The organism is Dyadobacter sp. HNCC25DJ187, from assembly GCF_056895255.1.
Genome location: NZ_JBXHAT010000002.1, coordinates 290,651 through 308,138, shown reverse-complemented (window position 1 = coordinate 308,138; position 17,488 = coordinate 290,651). Strand labels below are relative to the sequence as shown.

General features: G+C 40.6%; 16 protein-coding genes. 8 read left to right on the top strand and 8 right to left on the bottom strand.

All coding sequences use genetic code 11. The annotated features are described in order from the left end of the window. Nucleotides 1–16: 16 nt before the first annotated feature. The 6 genes from AC1XUE_RS12305 to AC1XUE_RS12280 all read right to left on the bottom strand — a co-directional run bounded on the left by AC1XUE_RS12305 (nt 17) and on the right by AC1XUE_RS12280 (nt 7,071). On the bottom strand, nt 17–205 hold the full coding sequence (locus AC1XUE_RS12305; RefSeq protein ID WP_483356274.1) for a hypothetical protein: 189 nt from the start codon (nt 203–205) through the stop codon (nt 17–19). Between the two features lie 242 nt (nt 206–447). After that, a complete protein-coding gene (locus tag AC1XUE_RS12300; protein WP_483356273.1) occupies nt 448–843 on the bottom strand; it encodes a response regulator in 396 nt (131 codons plus the stop codon). Nucleotides 844–848: 5 nt separating this feature from the next. Beyond that, complete coding sequence (locus AC1XUE_RS12295; RefSeq protein WP_483356272.1) at nt 849–1,940, bottom strand: sensor histidine kinase; 1,092 nt, start codon at nt 1,938–1,940, stop codon at nt 849–851. Then, nucleotides 1,933–4,113: a sensor histidine kinase gene (locus AC1XUE_RS12290; RefSeq protein WP_483356271.1), complete on the bottom strand. Its 2,181-nt coding sequence runs from the start codon at nt 4,111–4,113 to the stop codon at nt 1,933–1,935. Before AC1XUE_RS12290 ends, AC1XUE_RS12295 begins: the two co-directional genes overlap by 8 nt. Further along, nucleotides 4,097–4,783, bottom strand: coding sequence for a hypothetical protein (locus tag AC1XUE_RS12285; protein WP_483356270.1), 687 nt, complete (start codon nt 4,781–4,783; stop codon nt 4,097–4,099). Before AC1XUE_RS12285 ends, AC1XUE_RS12290 begins: the two co-directional genes overlap by 17 nt. 14 nt (nt 4,784–4,797) lie before the next feature. Next, a complete protein-coding gene (locus AC1XUE_RS12280; RefSeq protein ID WP_483356269.1) occupies nt 4,798–7,071 on the bottom strand; it encodes an Rv1355c family protein in 2,274 nt (757 codons plus the stop codon). Nucleotides 7,072–7,446: 375 nt separating this feature from the next. On the opposite strand from AC1XUE_RS12280, the gene AC1XUE_RS12275 reads away from it, so the two are divergent. Beyond that, a complete protein-coding gene (locus AC1XUE_RS12275; protein WP_483356268.1) occupies nt 7,447–7,914 on the top strand; it encodes a response regulator in 468 nt (155 codons plus the stop codon). A 347-nt stretch (nt 7,915–8,261) separates the two neighbouring features. Next, nucleotides 8,262–8,390 (top strand): hypothetical protein, encoded by a 129-nt coding sequence (locus tag AC1XUE_RS12270; RefSeq protein ID WP_483356267.1) that lies wholly within the window; start codon nt 8,262–8,264, stop codon nt 8,388–8,390. Between the two features lie 50 nt (nt 8,391–8,440). On the opposite strand, the gene AC1XUE_RS12265 is transcribed toward AC1XUE_RS12270, so the two are convergent. Continuing rightward, complete coding sequence (locus tag AC1XUE_RS12265) at nt 8,441–9,298, bottom strand: dienelactone hydrolase family protein (protein WP_483356266.1); 858 nt, start codon at nt 9,296–9,298, stop codon at nt 8,441–8,443. A gap of 170 nt (nt 9,299–9,468) precedes the next feature. On the opposite strand from AC1XUE_RS12265, the gene AC1XUE_RS12260 reads away from it, so the two are divergent. The 3 genes from AC1XUE_RS12260 (at nt 9,469) to AC1XUE_RS12250 (ending at nt 11,700) form a co-directional block, all read left to right on the top strand. Continuing rightward, a complete protein-coding gene (locus AC1XUE_RS12260; RefSeq protein ID WP_483356265.1) occupies nt 9,469–9,894 on the top strand; it encodes an SRPBCC family protein in 426 nt (141 codons plus the stop codon). Between the two features lie 229 nt (nt 9,895–10,123). Then, complete coding sequence (locus tag AC1XUE_RS12255; RefSeq protein ID WP_115830069.1) at nt 10,124–10,435, top strand: MerR family transcriptional regulator; 312 nt, start codon at nt 10,124–10,126, stop codon at nt 10,433–10,435. Between the two features lie 38 nt (nt 10,436–10,473). After that, complete coding sequence (locus tag AC1XUE_RS12250) at nt 10,474–11,700, top strand: M20/M25/M40 family metallo-hydrolase (protein ID WP_483356264.1); 1,227 nt, start codon at nt 10,474–10,476, stop codon at nt 11,698–11,700. Nucleotides 11,701–11,748: 48 nt separating this feature from the next. Here AC1XUE_RS12250 and AC1XUE_RS12245 read toward each other — a convergent pair whose 3' ends face one another. Continuing rightward, on the bottom strand, nt 11,749–12,261 hold the full coding sequence (locus tag AC1XUE_RS12245) for a metallophosphoesterase family protein (protein ID WP_483356263.1): 513 nt from the start codon (nt 12,259–12,261) through the stop codon (nt 11,749–11,751). A 412-nt stretch (nt 12,262–12,673) separates the two neighbouring features. Here AC1XUE_RS12245 and AC1XUE_RS12240 point away from each other — a divergent pair, with 412 nt between their 5' ends. The 3 genes from AC1XUE_RS12240 to AC1XUE_RS12230 all read left to right on the top strand — a co-directional run bounded on the left by AC1XUE_RS12240 (nt 12,674) and on the right by AC1XUE_RS12230 (nt 17,386). Beyond that, complete coding sequence (locus AC1XUE_RS12240) at nt 12,674–15,514, top strand: TonB-dependent receptor domain-containing protein (protein WP_483356262.1); 2,841 nt, start codon at nt 12,674–12,676, stop codon at nt 15,512–15,514. 26 nt (nt 15,515–15,540) lie between these two features. Then, on the top strand, nt 15,541–16,275 hold the full coding sequence (locus AC1XUE_RS12235; RefSeq protein ID WP_483356261.1) for a GLPGLI family protein: 735 nt from the start codon (nt 15,541–15,543) through the stop codon (nt 16,273–16,275). 223 nt (nt 16,276–16,498) lie between these two features. Beyond that, entirely contained in the window at nt 16,499–17,386 is an 888-nt protein-coding gene (locus AC1XUE_RS12230) for an OmpA/MotB family protein (RefSeq protein ID WP_483356260.1), read from the top strand. Nucleotides 17,387–17,488: the final 102 nt, after the last annotated feature.

The window sequence follows — 17,488 nt, the reverse complement described above, 5'->3', positions numbered from 1 at the left end:
TCAGGATGATTTTTAATTATGCTTCTTTTCTTTTTGACTTTGAGCTGCCTGGAGAGAACTCGTCTCTTATCCATCTTACGAAGTTGTAGGAGTTGTTCTTGTAAATGTTTGCAGAGAGAGGCTTAATTCCGCTGTGATCAATTTCTCTAACATACTCACTATGCAATTTAATAATTTCATCAAGGGTTTTGTTATCCGTTTTCATTGAAAATAAGTTATTGGTTTCAAGGATAGAAGTATTCTCAATATCATACCTGCCTTCCTTCTGAAAAGGAAATGCTTTGCAAAATTATCTTTTGTGTAGGAAATGTTATAGAAGTGGGTTCGTACACGCAAGTATCCCAAGAGATATAAAGCGATCAATTGTACTATTTATAAACAATGTGGGGAGTCCTCCAATTTCAATTCTCAGTATTCCTGAGAGTTGTGCAGAATGGATCTCTTTGATCATGTTCCAATCGAAAGCTTTGCTTTCAAAAAAGGAATATCAAGTGGTTTGGGAAGCAAATCTATTATATTGGGGTTAGATTTAGCTCGGTCTATGTCGCGGGAGTCTATTGTGGAAGACAGCATGTAAATCCTGACTTTGCTTTTCAGCCGTTCTGATACGTTGTCATAACTGTCCACAAATTCAAAACCATTCATATCGGGCATCTGAAGATCGAGCAATATTAAAGTATCAGGTAGACTTTGCTCTTCCGCTATCAGATACTGAAGCGCTTCTCTGGCCGAATTGAAGGTTTTGATCGAACGAGTCAGTCCGCTCTTGTGCAGCAACTTTTCGTATATAAATAAGTCAAAGGCACTATCATCTATAAGTATGACGTCTAAAAGATGATTCATAGCGACTATTTATTTATAGAAGGGATACGTATCTCAAAAATACTGCCTTCGCCGTAATTTGAAGAAATATCTATAGATCCTTCCAGTTTTGTAATCGCTTCATGAACAATATAAAGCCCGATTCCGGAGCCACTGTTTGTAGCACCAGCCCTGTAAAACATCTTAAATATCTTGTCCTGATCTATTTCCCGTATGCCCATGCCATTATCCTGTATGATTATCCTGGCATAGTCAGTCGTTGATTCTACTTTGATATGTATATAGGGATCAGATTTAGAAGGATCCTGAAACTTTACTGAATTATTAATCAGATTACTGAATATGATCCTGAGCTTCATCACATCAGATCTGAAGATACCATTTTCGGTAATTTCTGAGGTAATCCTAAGATTACCGAATTCGGGAAGATATTGTATTGTCGCCTGTACTTCTGTAATTAACTCATCGAAATTGATGTCGGTAATCACAGCAACCCCACGCGCATTTTTGTAATAATCTATGACATTGATGATAAATGTATCCAGCTTTTTCACAGACTTACGAATCAGTTCAAGATACTCATTCTGAGATTTAAGATCTTCTTCCATGAGCGCCAGATTGACAATACCCAGCACAGACATCAGAGGAGCACGCAGGTCGTGAGATGCACTATACACAAATTTATCAAGCTCTTCGTTCGCTTTCTGAAGCTCAATATTTCTCTGTTTGAGATCTTCTCTGGTTTTGTAGATATCAAATGCATGTGTGATTGCGTTTTCGACATACACGTAATCCCATGGTTTATCTATAAAACGGAAAACCTCGCCTTTGTTAATCGCATCAATGGCCGCACCAATATCGGTATGACCAGTGATTAAAATCCTGATGATATTAGGATATTGGTCTCTGATTTTTTCGAAAAATTGTACACCAGTCATGATCGGCATACGCTGATCTGCAAGTATGATGTTGAAATTTTTCTCCTGTAAAAGCGCTTCAGCCTCAATTACAGAGAGCGTTGTAGTGATGTCCCACTGTTTTCTAAAGCTGGCTTTAAACGATTGAAGGTTATGTTCTTCGTCGTCTATATAGAGTATTCTAATTGGTTTCTCAGTCATTGATCGTCAGGATAGGGTTCTTTTTCTTTAAAATGGGCAGGGTGATGACAAATTCTGTTCCTTCCCCCGGTGCGGTATTGACATTTATTGTACCGTTATGAACTTCAATAATCTTAAATACAATAGAAAGACCCAAACCCGTACCTTCTCCTACTGGTTTGGTTGTAAAGAAAGGTTCAAATATTTTAGCCTTCACTTCCGGACTCATTCCAGAGCCGTTATCCCTGATAGAAATTGTCACATGATCCGGACTGCTCATCCAGGTTTTTACCCAAATCGTTGGATCTGGATGGGTGGAATCTTTCTGTAAAACGTGAACGGAGTTGGTGATAATATTCATAAAAACCTGATTAAGCTTGCCTCCGAAGCCTTCCACGTTTGGAATATTATCAAGATCAACCACTATCTTTAATTTTGTTCCGATCTGATAATTAAGAATAATCAACGTTGATTCAATTCCTTCATTGATGTTGACCATATTCAGATCAGTATCGTCCACACGTGCAAACAGTTTCAACCCTTTCACAATCTCAACTGTTCGGTGTGCCCCGTCTTCAATTCCTTTCATCAGCGTATTAAGCTCAGTTTTCAGATAGTCGGGGTCGAGTTCTTCTTTTAAATCTTCAATTTCTTTCAGTTGCTGTTCTGTGACGGTATTTGTTCCGGGCGGTAACATTTTTTCATAAGCATCAAGGATCATCACCAACTCTCCAATATCCCTTCTCAGCGGACGGATGTTGGAACTCACGAAGTTAATAGGGTTATTAATTTCGTGGGCGATACCTGCTGTTAACTGACCGAGAGATGCCATTTTTTCTGACTCAATCAATTGAGTCTGTGTATCTTTCAGCCGGTTAAGTGTATCGATCAATTCTGTATTTGCCCGAAGGAGTTCTTTAGTCCTTTCCTTTACATTCTGTTCGAGAACGACGTTCTGTTCTTTGATGATCTTTTCGTTCTCCTTAGATACCAGAAGTGCTTGCTCCTGAGATAATTCTTTCTCCCGTTTAAGGATATTGATTCTGTCGGCAAGGGCAAAAGAGAGTAAGATAACCTCAATAGCGGTCCCAGCCTGCATCGTATAATTGGTAAAGGTATTATAAGGCAAAATGTTCACATTTCGGAGCACAAATAGGGCCAGTCCCAAAAAAAACACTGACCATGCCACCAGGAAGTACAAAGCAGGGCGATACCCGTTTTTGAGTATAATGGCCGATATCGTCAGGGCCAATACGATGGATGCTATGCCTGATAAATTTGTAAGCGCGAAACTCACAGACTCGTTCCCGGCTATCTTAAAAATGACCGACAGGAAATACCCCGCCAGCACAAGATATAAACCTTGGTGAAGTACTGGTGTGTTAGTATTTGTGGACAGGAAGTTCTGAAAAAATAGTACCGCAAACAATCCGGAAATGGCGGAAAAAAATGTGGGCGAAAAAGTATTAAAACCTGGATAATCCGACCATAAGAGCTTGAAGCCATAGCCTGTCAGGGCCATCTGCGTAAGTCCGATAAAGAGAATATAAAGTACGTAAAAAAGGTAACTGTTTTCCTTGATTGAAAAGTACAGGAATAGGTTGTAAAAGAGCATTACGAGAAGAATTCCGATGTAAATTCCCATCAGAATCTCTCCGGTTAAAACAGTCGAAAGAAATCCACTCTGACTTCTTAGAAATAACGGTAGAAAAATTTGAGTATTTTCTCTGATTTTAAGATAATATGTGGTACTTTCTCCAACAGGAATGGATATAATAAAAGCGGGATTCTGATATCGGTTGATTCGCTTGTCGAACGAGTCAGATTTGGCAATTTTTTGCGAATGACCGGGCTCATTCGCATCGTAGATTTCTATATCATGTATCATTGGATATCCCAGTTCCAGATACAGGTTTTTAGATTTGGTATTGTTTCGTACAGTGAACCGGACCCACCAGGTTGAATTACTAAATCCGAAGTTAGGAGAAGCTTCTTTACTCTTTGAAAACTGAAGCTGGCTGACCTGATCAAAAGTAATTTTATTAGTAGGATCTTCAGCAATTTCTAAAGACTTGCCTATCAGGATGTCCTGACCTCTAAACTCAATCTGATCTGCATACGATAGAGAAGATACGCACAGCAGTAGAAGAAGAAAGAAGTTTTGTCTCAGTAAATGCCTAAATCTTTGTATCATAAATAATATCCAGTTCTCCCTTTGGACCCTTTTCTACTGCAAATTGGTTCGGGTTGTTCCGTAAATCAAGAATGCGGTCTCTTTCCTCCGTTGTTGCATTAGGTAAATTTACTACATCTTTAATGATCAGCGCCGTTGCGATCAGACTTTCTCGCGGATAATAGAATGTACCATTATTGCCCAGATCCCGTAGTATTTCAAAACCTACCCGTAAACTGTTACGCAAGGTAGCAGGCGAACAAAGACCCATCATGTGATCAACCCCCAGATTGGCGGCAATGGCAATAGCAATTCTGCCCAGAAATATACTTCCTATCCCAAATCCTGCTACTTCCTTCGAATTGAACAAACCACAGAATTCTGCCAACGTTTTATTTTGATAGTTGTCCATATAATCGTATATGTTTGTATCAATTTTGGAAATTGCATCCTCCATCGGCATTTTCAGATCCTTGGAGCGTATTTGAACTCTGGTTCCTCCGAATATTCTATCCCCGTCTTCTGACTCTACTATAACCACATAAGTTTGTTCATCATAAAGCCAGTTATGATTTGCAGAGGTTACCTTTTTTACTCCATAAGATTCCAGCACTTTCCTGTGTCCCTCAATATATCTCAGGCTGGTTTCAATGTCATCAGGAGATTTGTAAGCTCTGATTTTTGCGACCATTAGATATTTTCTTTTTACAGGAATAAAATTTCACTTAACGGGAGCCGTTTTGTAGGAATTACCTGCTTTTCAGTTTTTGATAATTTAAATAAAAACACTTCTCTCTTGCCGCCGTCTAATTTAGTAATACTTCTAAAAATCTCCCTAAGATTAGTCAACTTCTCTTTTTCAGCCTGGTCAAGGTCAGTTCCTGACTCCAATCGCAAAAACAGCGATACCGGGGAAAAGACCGGCTGTAGTGTGTAACCTATTTGTGTGGATCGTAGCCAGAGTCTCTGCATATTTCTTCCTGCAAGAAAGAAGCTTTCCACAGATGGTTCGCGGACCCATAACACACCTGCACACGCGGCAGTCAGCACAGATTGGGTCGTTGTCTGGACCACGACATTACCACCTCCTACCTTACGTAAGGCAGCAGCCACTTTTTGATCCCGTAATACCGAAAGGGTGGCAAGTATTGCAGGTGGGGTAGTGGCTGGCTGTAACGGAACGCCATCGTACGTCGAGGTATAGTCAGTGGATGTCCACCGGATATTACGCTCAAAAAAATCGTGATGTCCATGTTCATGTAACATCGAAATAAGATCACACTCTCCTGCCAATGAACCTATCTGAACAAGTTGCTCCCGGTCGTTGAGGATTGACAGTCCGAGCTTATCTGTATCCTCTAACGTCGCCTGTAAAGTTTCTACATCATGCTGTGTTAAAGGCTGAGCGTTGCCGAACGACCGATTGGTATCTCTGGAATGTATGAATTCAGAAAGTTCAGGAAATGCAACCGGCTCGCCGATAAGGTCTTCTGGCTGGTGAAAAGATATCACAGCTACTAGTTCAGAATCCGCTCCCAAAGGGAATGTATGAGTAGATAGAGCCAATCCCAATGCCCGCCCTTTTAAAGTCAGGTTTTCATAAGCGGCTCCAAGACTCAGATATGCTGATAGGTTGTTTACATTAGCAAATGCAAAGGATCGGGAAGGATCGTGAAACAGATGTAGTTTTCCATTTCTGAAAACCCATTTCCAGGGTTGGTCATTTCCATAGGAAGGAGCTGCGCTGGCTGCTTCAACAAGTTGTTCTATTTCCTTTAATGAAGGTACATTACTGCCAGTAACCGTCGGTAACGAATCACATATACGAATCGCATTTTCATGAAGGAATGGTAGAATAGTCTTTCTGAAACTCAGCGATTGTTTATCGGTTTGCCGATTTGAAATAATTTCTTCTAGATCCACATAGTATCTGCCCGAATCGGTAAACTGGTTCAGCAAAATTCTTCGGCATACGTCTGTCACTACACCTCCTCCAAGTGTCACTGCACTAGCCAGTTGCGGCCAGGTTGAGATCGACTGACCTACTTCAAGCAAAGATGCCCTTCCCCGTACAGAGCCTTTGTTAGGCTCGACAATTTTCATTACAAGTCCCAGGCGTTCCTGAGGCTGTATATGTCTTAGCTTTTCAACTGGTATTCCATTCAGTAATCCATGAAAGATAGGGCGGTTAAAATCCAGATCAAATCTCTCCACATCCAACATACCTCGGTCGCTGGTTTCCATTACCACAGGAATATGGTTCTGGCGTGCAAGCTGGCGGCTGGTCAGTTTAATTTCAACATCATCACACTCATCAATGAGGATGTCCAGTTTGCCGCCTCCGGTCAGGAAATCCGAGAGATTCTGTTCGGTTATTCCCTCCGTAAAGCATTCTATATCTATGAATGGATCAATTTCAGAAATCTCCCTTGCCGTCACAATGCATTTGTTTAGGCCAATATTGTGGAGTCCTGTTTTCAAACGGTTCAGATTGCTGAGCTCTACGGTGTCGAAGTCTGCAAGTTTCAACTTACTACAAATTCGCTCTGTAGCAATGCTCACAGCCACGGCATGTCCTACTGATAACCCGATAATACCTATTTTTTTTTCAGAAAGCTCTGCCTGTTCTTCCGGAGATATTTTATAGTGATTTCTGCTGGTTCTTAACCTTATGAATTCATCCCGCTCTAATAGATGAATGATCTTGTTATTCCATGGATAGAAAAACCAGGTGCCAAGCAGAAATGAGTTTTGATCAGCCAGCCATTCGTCGTACATTTTCTGCAGTTCTTCTTCTGAGAATCGAGCACGCGGATGTTGGATTTTGAATAATTCTTTTTTCTGAGACGAAAATAAATCGATTACTGATAAACCCGGATTTCTTTCTTTCAGCAGTTCAATTTCAATACTAACTGTATCGGAGGCATTATTCAGGACAACAGGCGAAAATATTTTGTCAAATTCTTCTTTTTGGTACATTTCTCAAAAATTATAATTCCTGACCCGAAATGGTAATGTTTCTGAACAACATTTGCATCAGGTATAGCAGTTATCTTACTTTGAATGGTAAAATACCAGCAGTTTACTAATATTTTTCCGGTGTGTGCAAGTTGAAATTCCAATCGTATCTGCAACTGGAGGCATGCTGATCGATGAACACTTTTCGTAAATGTATACTTCAGATTACAAGGAACAAAATATTTATCAGTTTACCATTAGTTGTTTACCATGAAGTGGGAATATAATATAGTTTTACAGTTGATGTAGTACTTTTGCACCACATCAACGTTTCTGAAAAGAAAGCTATATTTACCCGGCTTAATTGGTTATACTAGAAAGACTAAGAAATTACCCATGGAACAGTCAGAAAAAATCAGCATCCTGTATGTTGATGACGAAATAAATAATCTCAATTCATTCAAAGCAGCATTTCGCAGAGATTTCAAGGTGTTGCTTGCTACTTCAGGTCAGGAAGGGCTTGCCCTATTGGAGAATAACCTCGTACATGTCATTATCACAGATCAGCGTATGCCGGAAATGACTGGTGTAGATTTTCTGATTGAAGTGTTGAAAAAACACACAGATCCAATCAGAATTTTGCTTACGGGTTACACGGACATCAACGCGGTAATTGATGCAGTAAATAAGGGACACATTTATTATTACCTGAATAAGCCATGGGACGAACAGCAATTGAAGATCATTATCAAAAATGCCTACGAGATTTTCAGGCTAAGAGAAGAGAATAAGGAATTGATCAGCAAACTTATTGATGCGAATAATCAGCTCGAATTTTTATTGCGTCAGAAGCTAATTTCCTGAAAGTGTGAATTTTGTAATTAATTCGTCTCATCAGCAATTTATGGTTTGATAGGTACATAACTGCCAACTTTTCACCTAGCTGCTTCATAAGTTGCGTAAATATAAAGAGACACGTGGCCATGACGACCGCCGTAAATAATATTGCTGCAAAAAGCAGATTGCCGATAGCTTCAAAAAAAATAACCACGTCCATTCTCTCATAGTGTTTGTTTGGTAGTGACTGTTTAAAAACCGTACCAGAATGTCGGGTGTGATCAGTTCGTTTAATCCCACCCTTTAATCTGGTATTATTTTTGATGGTGGATATTTAGCATGAAATCAATGACAAACATATAAATTGAAGACTTATGAAAAAGATCGTAGTAGTAGGCGTAGTGACCGGAGTAGTAATGTATACCTTTTTCCGCTCGCTATCTAAGAGAGTGAATGAAAAGTTAGAGACAAGCAATTCGGAAGCACAACCCGTATTACATTAATATGAAGCATGGCCTGCAGGTTTTTGAACTCGCAGGCCATTTTATTAATGTTACGAAATATTCTTTTCGAAAAAATTCAGTGTCCTGTCCCAGGCCAGCTTAGCTGCTTCAGGATTGTATCTTGTAGGAGCGCTGTCGTTGAGAAATGCATGTTGAGCACCCTCATACACAAAGATTTCATACTTTACAGCCGCTGATTTTAGTGCATTTTCGTAGTCAGGAATTCCGGCGTTAATCCGCTCATCCAGCCCTCCGTAATGTAGCTGTACTGATGCTTTGATTTTAGAAACATCGGTTTTCTCAGGCTGGCGGCCATAATAAGCCACCGCAGCATTCAGCTTTGGATCATGTACAGCAAGCTGATTCGAAAGTGCCCCTCCCCAGCAGAATCCTACGACAGCTGTTTTACCATTACTTTCCGGAAGAGAACGCAGGTAAGCCAGGCCACTCAAAAAATTGTTCAGGTTTTGAGCAGGTTCAATTTTGGCAAATAATGCCCGGGCTTCATCTTCGTTTTCGGGGGTACCACCAAATGGTCCAAGTGCATCAGCAGCAAGAGCAGTGTAGCCAGCCTTCGCAACTCTTCGTGCTACATCTTTGGTATGAGGATTAAGGCCCCGGTTTTCATGAATCACAAGTACACAACCCCTCTTTTTTGTTCCTTTGGGGCGGACAAGGTAGCCCTTCATGGTACGGTCCTCTACGGGATAGGTAATGTCTTCGGCAATAATATCCTCATCCTGTTCTGATATTGTTGCAGCTTTCGCATAGCTAACCTCCAATAGAGGAAGTAGTGCCAGGGCAGCTCCCGTACTTCCTGCAAGTTTGGTTAGTTTTTTCAGAAAAATGTCTCTCGACAATGGTTTGTGCGTATATTCGTCAAAGAGATTAATGATGCGTTGATCCATTGATACAGAAGTTAGTAAGTCTGGTAAATATATATAAAGTAAAGATGAGATGTTTGAAATTTCAGGTGTATTTAACCTCTAAACTTTTGTATACAGAAAGCTGGCACTGTATTTTCAAATAAGTGTAGGTATAACCGTTCGCTTTACTGCTCTTAAAAATTTTAACACTGATGAAAAGACTTAATGTACACAAGGCTATAACCATTGCAGCGCCCGTTAGTAAGGTATGGGAAGTGTTAATTGCTCCGAAGTTTATCAGACAGTGGGATGCCTTACCAGAAGACTTTCAGGATTATTATCTCGAAGTAGGTCGGGAAATTGACTGGGCAGGATCCTCACGGCTCGTAGTTATCGAAATGATCCCTCATGAACTAATAGTACAGTCGCTGTTTTCGAATAAGTGGGATCTGGCGCCATCGGAGTCTAATGTGACTATCTCTTATGAGTTAAGCCAGACCAAAGATCAAACCAGGCTGACAATTGATGTAGGTGATTTCAGTTCGTTGAAGGAAGCAGATAAAGTGCAGGCCCAATATTCCGAATTCGTTGATAAAGTGCTCGGGAAAATTAAGTCCCTCTCCGAAAACAAGGCTTAGTCATACATTACCACAAGTAAAGCAGGAGTTGGCATCGGGAAATTGATGCGAACCCCTGCTTTACTTTTAGTGTCAAAAATTACTTGCCTTCTATCCTAATACTTCCTGAATCTTATGAAGCTAATTTTATGTTATTGAACCGGGAAATATTATTGGATGAAAGAAATTATTTAGAATTATTATTAATTAATAAGTTAGCTCTGCTATTTTTGTTCTCAATTCAGACCTTATGGAAGCCAACGAAAAATTATATTACGACACAAACGAAGTAGCCGAGATGGTTGGCTGTGAACCATCAGCACTCAGGTTTTGGGAAAAAAAGTTTCCTCAGCTTAATCCTAAGCGCGATAGTCGTAACCGACGCCGATATACGGAGCGTGATATTGAGGTGATCAGAAAGATCATGCACCAGAAAGACAAGCAGGGGAGAACGATCAAAGGGGCACGTGAGCAGTTACGTAGAAAAGAGGATTCCCAATTGCTGATACAGCGTCTGTTGCGTGTACGAAAATTCCTGACTGAAATCCAGGAGAAGCTTTAAACTTCTCCAATTTGAAAAGCAAGACTAAAAAATTACAGATGAAATTATTTGCATTAGCAGCTCTTGCGTTATGCATAAGCGTGAAGTCTCGCGCTCAGGAGTTTAAAGCGGACCAGATTAGAAAGCATATTGAGTTTCTGGCCTCTGACGATCTCGAAGGGCGCGGAACGGGTAGTCTTGGTGAAATCAAAGCGGCGAACTATATAGCTGAACAGTTCAAAAAAGCTGGCTTAAAACCCGCTGGCAAGGATAATTCATTCTTTCAACCTTTTCAGGTCACCTATTCTGTTGATGGCCATGCACATACGGTCACAGGACGCAACGTAATTGGATTTCTTGACAACGGATCAGCGCAGACGATCGTAGTGGGAGCACATTATGATCATTTGGGGAAAGGTTATCAGAGCGGCTCATTATCTCCCGACAGTAAAAACAAGATTCATAACGGAGCTGATGACAATGCATCCGGTACAACCGGCCTGATCGAACTGGCCGGACACTTTGCTGGCAATGGCAAAAACGAAAAGCACAATATTCTTTTTATGGCATTTTCAGGGGAAGAGCTCGGTTTACTGGGGTCGAAGTATTTTACTGAATCACCGACAATTACGCTTAATACTGTTTCTGCCATGATCAATATGGATATGATCGGGAGGTTGGATGAAGCCAAGGGAATTATTGTATCAGGTTGGGGCACCAGCCCTGTCTGGGGTAAAATAGTGCCTTCATTAGCTGAGCAAAGCAAAATCCGGTATACGGTTGACTCCTCCGGAGTTGGCGCCTCGGATCACACATCTTTTTATCTGAAGAATATTCCGGTACTGCAGTTTTTTACAGGCTCACATGGTGACTATCACAAAATTTCTGACGATGCTGACAAGATTAATTTTACGGGCGAAGCCAAAATATTGAAACTTATTGCAGGAGTTATCGGCCAATTGGATCAGGAAAAAGAAAAACCAGAATTTGTGGAAGCAGGCAATCCGCATACTGCCAGGACGACGTCTAATTTCAAAGTTACCTTAGGTGTAATGCCTGATTACAGCTTTCAGGGAAAAGGTTTAAAAATTGACGGGGTTTCAAAAGGTCGACCTGCTGAGGCTGCAGGTATATTAACCGGTGATATTATTCTGAAACTGGCCGGTAAAGAAATCGGAACCATTTATGACTACATGGAAATTTTGGGAAATCACGAAAAAGGTCAAAAAGTCCAAGCTGTTTTACTTCGTAACAATATCCCAAAAACAGTACAGGTGACTTTTTGAGATTATTCAAAGCAATCTTCACAATCCCGATGAATTTCATCGGGATTTTTATTTTTCTATAGCTCCCCTTTTTCCAAGCTCAACGACTTCCATCTGGCTGATCACGCCATCGTGAAGATTAAAACGAAGTAATGTTCTCATTTTATGGAACCCTTCTTTCCCGGCTGCACCGGGATTAATATATAGCATATTAGATAGATCCTTATCTCGGATCACACGTAGTATATGTGAGTGTCCACAAATGAAAATATCAGGAGGTGATTCTTTTAGGGTGGGCATTACAATCGGATTATATCTGGGAGGAGTTCCCCCTATGTGGGTCATCCAAACCCGAAAACCTTCTATTTCAAAATAAAGATTCTCATGTGTTCTTACCTGAATTTCTTTATTATCAATGTTTCCAAAAACGATTCTTGTTGGTTTAAGTGCCTCCAGTTTGTCTATCACCGACAATGCTCCGATATCACCTGCATGCCATATTTCATCACATGATGATAAATGGCCGAGAATGCGTTCATCTATAAAGCCGTGTGTGTCAGATAATAAACCTATTCTTTTCATTGGTGACGATGTGCCGGATGTTATTCAGGATCATAAAATATCTGTAAAAATACTAAAACGAAAAAAAATATTAATTAAAGTAAATTATATATGATATTTATTTATATTTGAGTAGGTTGTAAAAATGTAAGTAGAAGTCGGTATTATTCGGTTTTTCAGATCACTGGATGTTTACATTGTGACAGGTGATTGTTAGCGAAGCTAGTCTTTAATCTTGATTTGTTTATGTAAGTATAGTGTATTGATAATCAATATATTATAGCTGTGTAAAGCTTAAATAATGTTAAAATTCATCTAATTAGTACAAAAAATCTACATAAACTAAGTTTATAGTTGTTATTATCTGTCAGATTTCTTAGTATTGCAGTCGGTATTACACCGGTTACTTTTTACCCTAAACAATCTATTAGCTTTGAAAAAAATCCTACTTCTGTTGGTGTGCTGCATGACAGCGCTCTCCTTACACGCCCAAACCGGACGTTTCACCCTCAAAGGTGTTGTGGCCGACACTGCCGGTGCTGGACTCCCTGAAGCAACGGTCATGTTATTGCTTCCGAAAGATTCATCTCTTGTGAATTTCGGAAGAAGCGACAAACAGGGAGCATTTGAATTTAAAAATGTCAAGCGTATTCCTTATCTGTTAAAAGTCTCTTATGTTGGGTATCTTCCTTATCAGCAGAATGTTAAGCCAGAAGAAGGAGATGTAACAGACTTGGGTAAGCTTGGTATGAAATTCTTGAATCAGGATTTGTATGAAGTGGTTATTAAAACGGCCAGAGCACCTTTAAGTATAAAGGGAGATACGGTTGAATATGATCCACGGGCATTTAAAGTTCCGCCTGGAGCAACGGTTGAAGATCTGCTGCGTAGGCTTCCCGGCATGCAGGTAGAACAGGACGGTAGTCTGAAGGCACAGGGTGAATCGGTAAAACGTGTAACGGTCGACGGTAAGCGATTTTTTGGAGATGATGTGAAAGCCGCTACCAAAAATCTTCCTGCAGAGGCTATTTCCAAAGTTCAGGTCTTTAATGACAAAACAGAGCAGTCAAGAATTACTGGCGTAGATGATGGAAAGCATGAAAAAACACTGAATCTGGAGCTCAAGGACAGTCATAAGAAAGGCGGATTTGGAAAAGCATCTCTGGCAGCGGGAACGGACAAAAGAGTGGAGGGCAAAATTAATTACAACAGATTCAATGAAAAAAATCAATTCTCGGTAATTGGACTGGGTAGCAACACCAACACAGGTGGCATGTCGTGGGATGATTACCAGGATTTTAAGGGAAGCCAGTCGTTTAACTGGGGCGACGACGGTGATTTTGGATTTGGCGGAGGTGTACGTTATATCTCGTTTGGAGGAGAAAATGATGAAGAAAGCCTTACCATTCAGGCAGGACGCGGAGGACAAAACCGGGGATTCAATAAAAACTGGGCAGGTGGCGCGAACTATAATTTTGACGAAAAGAAAACCAAATTCAACACAAGTTATTATTACAACCAGACTACGCAGGACCTGGATGCGACTTCGCGCAGGACTAATTTCCTCAATAACTCTTCATTTACTACGCTGGATATCAACGCGCGCCGCAATTTTAATGAGAACCACCGCGGAGGCTTAAGATTTGAAAAAACGCTGGATTCCCTGAATACACTTATTGTGCTGAGTAACATGCGGATTGGAAATGGTACTACGGACTATTCCAGCCATCAGGAATATTACCGTGGGCAACAAGATGTGGACCAACTCTCCACCATGAGTGATGTGAATAATTATTCAGACTTCAACTCTTTTGCGTTGGGCAATACCGCCATATTCAGACATAAATTCAAAAAGAAGGGGCGGAATTTTGCAGCCAGTTTTGGTTACAATGTCAATAACTCTGAAGGGAATTCCATACAGCGATCAATGAACCGCTTTTATGATTCGTCACAGACCGTTCCGGACAGTGTAATCAATATCAATCAGACTAATGAAACAAAAAGTCTGCGTAACCAGATTAAAAGCAGTCTTCTCTATATAGAGCCACTGTCCAAAAAATTCTTTCTGGAGAGTTTCTACAATTTCAGTTTGAAAACAGATGATGTAGATCGTGATGTATTTGACATCACGGAATCAGGAAGAGAAATGAATACCAATCTGAGCAGATACTACAAGAATAAAACAACCTATAATCGGATAGGGACTACGTTGAGGTATTCTAATAAAGGTTTCAATGTATCGGCTGGGTTAGGAGCGCAGGAAATCAGGCTGAACGGAGATTTTGCAGTGAACCAGTCGGATCCAACCCGTACCAATATCAACAGAGATTTTTTCAACTGGACGCCTAACTTCTCGCTGAACTTCGACCTGAAAAATAACAGGTACTTGTATGGCGGCTACAGTGTGAGCGTTCAGGAGCCGAATATCCGGGATTTGCAGCCGATCGTGGACAATAGCAATCCTCTTTATATTAGAGTCGGTAACCCCAATCTGGTTCCGACATTAACTCACTCCGCTAATTTAGGGTTCAACTATTTCAACCCGGGAAGTTTTGTTCAGATGTTTTTTGGTTTGAATTACAATGCTTATCAGAACCAGGTGATTTACAACCAAACAGTTTCTGAAAACCTGGTTACAACCACTATCGCGGAAAACATCAGCGGAGGGAATAATTTTAACGCTTATGGTAATTATGGCTTTCCTATCGTAAAGACAAAAAGCAATCTGAATCTTAATGCTTCATATAGCCGCAACAATAACCTGACAAACATCAATTCGGTTCTTAACGAAACCAATACTGACGGTTACAATATGGGATTGAGACTGGATTACACCCCCAGCGATAAACTTACGATTTACACCAATGCTGGCTGGAATATCAGTGATACGCGCTACTCCGTCAGTACGGGACAGAATCAAAAGATCGTGAATACCAACTATGGTGCGGAGATGAACTTCAGAATGCCGAAGGACATTTATTTCAACAGCAGATTTTCTTACAATTCTTATGTAAACAAGCGTTTTGGATTTGACCAGTCTATGCCAATTCTCAATTTGTCGGTGTACAAAACCATGCTGAAAAGTAAAAAGGGTGAAATTCGTTTGTCTGCCTATGATCTTTTCAACAAAAACAGAGGGATCTCGCAGTCAGCATTTGGCAACGTAGTGTCTCAGGAGCAGGTTCGCACACTTGCACGATATTTCATGTTAAGCTTTACGTACAACATGCGGGGTGTTGCGCATTCAGTTCGTCGTAAAGGTTATGGCTATTAAATCCGTATCTAAATTTCGAAGTTATAATGAAAAGATTATTCACTGTTTTATTTGTGGTCATAAACTGTTTCGCTGCCAAAGCGCAATCGCAGCAAGGCGTTGTGACCTATGAGCGTGTACAGTATTATACTAAAATTATTGCCCGTCTGGATTTTCTAACGCAGGAAGAAAAGGATCGTGCTAAACTCACCTGGGGAGGTGACGATGAATGGAAATCGAAAACCCGCCTTTACTTTAATGAAAACGAAAGCCGTTATGAGGATGTGGTGGAAGAAGGAGGATGGGGAAGGCCGGAGGACTTCGTCATATATCGCAATTATGAGACGGAAAAGATCACTGACCTGGAAACAGTTTCAGGAAAGACATACGTGACAGAAGACAGTTTGAAAGCCCCGCAATGGAAAGTGATGAACAAAATCAAGGAAATCAAAGGGTACTTATGCATGATGGCTGTAACCAAAGATACAATCAGGAATCAGACGATTACAGCCTGGTTTGCCAACGACATTTCAGTTCAGGCTGGCCCGGAAAAGTATTTCGGTTTGCCGGGTTTGATACTCGAGCTGGATATTAACGAAGGAGATGTAGTGATCACAGCCGACAATATTGAACTCAAACCAGTGACAGCAGAGCAGATGGCGCTTCCTAAAAAAATGAAAGGAAAGAAGCTAAATAAACCTCAGTACAACGCACTCATTGCAGATCTGATGAAAACCAGTATCAAGGGGAGGAGAAATCCTTTCTGGTCCATCCGGTATTAATTTCGTTGATACTGGCTAGGTGCACTTGCATAGTAAATGGGTCCTGGGCTACGGAAACAGGCAATATTAGAATCGAATTAGAAAAATCAGATTGTGTTTAGCGATCTGATTTTTTTCTACCTTTGCATTTTCAAGGTCGGAAAAGGCATTTTGGCCTGATTTTTGTGATGAATTTATCTTTTATACCGTTTAACCAGTGTTTATACCAAATAACCCTTTAATTATGAGAAATACGCTTGTAGCTGTTGCTATGCTGTTTGTTTTGGGTTCATGTGCCAGTAAGAAGAAAATGCTTGCTGTACAGAACAAGGCGAACGAAATCCAAATCCAGCTTGATAAGGCAAGAGCTGACCTTAATGATTGCGATAGCAGAACTGCTAGTTTGAACAACGATCTTAAGTTGAAGAATGACGAATTGACTAGTAAAAATTCAAAATTGAAGGAACTCGAAGATCAGGTTGACTTCCTTAAGAGAAACAATAACAATCTTCTGGACCGTATGTCTGATCTGTCTGTGATCAGCAAAGAAGGTTCGGAAAGCATTAAGAAGTCATTGGCAATGATGGATGCTCAGGGTGTTCAGATCCGTGATTTGAATGCAAGTATTCAGCGCAAAGATTCTTTGAATATGGCGCTTGTACTGAATCTGAAACGTTCATTGGCTGATGTAAGCGATGAAGATGTTCAGGTTGAAGTAAAGAAAGGTGTTGTTTACGTTTCTCTTTCAGATAAGATGTTGTTCCGTTCAGGAAGCTCTGTAATCAATACTCAGGCTGAAACAGTTTTGGCTAAGGTTGCTAAAATCCTTAACGACTATAAAGAAATTGAAATCCTGATTGAAGGTCATACAGATAATGTACCTATCGCTACTGATAAAGTTTCTGATAACTGGGATCTTAGTGTATTGCGCGCTACATCAGTTGCACGTACGCTTCAGAAGAAATATGGTGTTGAGCCAGTTCGTATGATCGCAGGTGGTCGTGGCCAGTACTTGCCTAAGGCTCCAAACGATTCAGCTCCTAACCGTAGCCTGAACCGTCGTACAGAAATCATTATTACTCCAAAATTGGATCAGTTCTTTAACTTGTATACGCCAAACGCAGGCAAATAAGTTGACTTTGAATTGTTGATAAGGGCCTGTCAGTTTCACTGACGGGCCTTTTGTATTTAGAAGGACTCAGCTTATCTTGTGACTCAGGAACGACAGGCTGAA

What these genes read in the sequence shown, in the direction of transcription:
- AC1XUE_RS12305 (WP_483356274.1), bottom strand. Translation starts at nt 205, where the DNA reads ATGAAAACGGATAACAAAACCCTTGATGAAATTATTAAATTGCATAGT.
- AC1XUE_RS12300 (WP_483356273.1), bottom strand. Translation starts at nt 843, where the DNA reads ATGAATCATCTTTTAGACGTCATACTTATAGATGATAGTGCCTTTGAC.
- AC1XUE_RS12295 (WP_483356272.1), bottom strand. Translation starts at nt 1,940, where the DNA reads ATGACTGAGAAACCAATTAGAATACTCTATATAGACGACGAAGAACAT.
- AC1XUE_RS12290 (WP_483356271.1), bottom strand. Translation starts at nt 4,113, where the DNA reads ATGATACAAAGATTTAGGCATTTACTGAGACAAAACTTCTTTCTTCTT.
- AC1XUE_RS12285 (WP_483356270.1), bottom strand. Translation starts at nt 4,783, where the DNA reads ATGGTCGCAAAAATCAGAGCTTACAAATCTCCTGATGACATTGAAACC.
- AC1XUE_RS12280 (WP_483356269.1), bottom strand. Translation starts at nt 7,071, where the DNA reads ATGTACCAAAAAGAAGAATTTGACAAAATATTTTCGCCTGTTGTCCTG.
- AC1XUE_RS12275 (WP_483356268.1), top strand. Translation starts at nt 7,447, where the DNA reads ATGGAACAGTCAGAAAAAATCAGCATCCTGTATGTTGATGACGAAATA.
- AC1XUE_RS12270 (WP_483356267.1), top strand. Translation starts at nt 8,262, where the DNA reads ATGAAAAAGATCGTAGTAGTAGGCGTAGTGACCGGAGTAGTAATGTAT.
- AC1XUE_RS12265 (WP_483356266.1), bottom strand. Translation starts at nt 9,298, where the DNA reads ATGGATCAACGCATCATTAATCTCTTTGACGAATATACGCACAAACCA.
- AC1XUE_RS12260 (WP_483356265.1), top strand. Translation starts at nt 9,469, where the DNA reads ATGAAAAGACTTAATGTACACAAGGCTATAACCATTGCAGCGCCCGTT.
- AC1XUE_RS12255 (WP_115830069.1), top strand. Translation starts at nt 10,124, where the DNA reads ATGGAAGCCAACGAAAAATTATATTACGACACAAACGAAGTAGCCGAG.
- AC1XUE_RS12250 (WP_483356264.1), top strand. Translation starts at nt 10,474, where the DNA reads ATGAAATTATTTGCATTAGCAGCTCTTGCGTTATGCATAAGCGTGAAG.
- AC1XUE_RS12245 (WP_483356263.1), bottom strand. Translation starts at nt 12,261, where the DNA reads ATGAAAAGAATAGGTTTATTATCTGACACACACGGCTTTATAGATGAA.
- AC1XUE_RS12235 (WP_483356261.1), top strand. Translation starts at nt 15,541, where the DNA reads ATGAAAAGATTATTCACTGTTTTATTTGTGGTCATAAACTGTTTCGCT.
- AC1XUE_RS12230 (WP_483356260.1), top strand. Translation starts at nt 16,499, where the DNA reads ATGAGAAATACGCTTGTAGCTGTTGCTATGCTGTTTGTTTTGGGTTCA.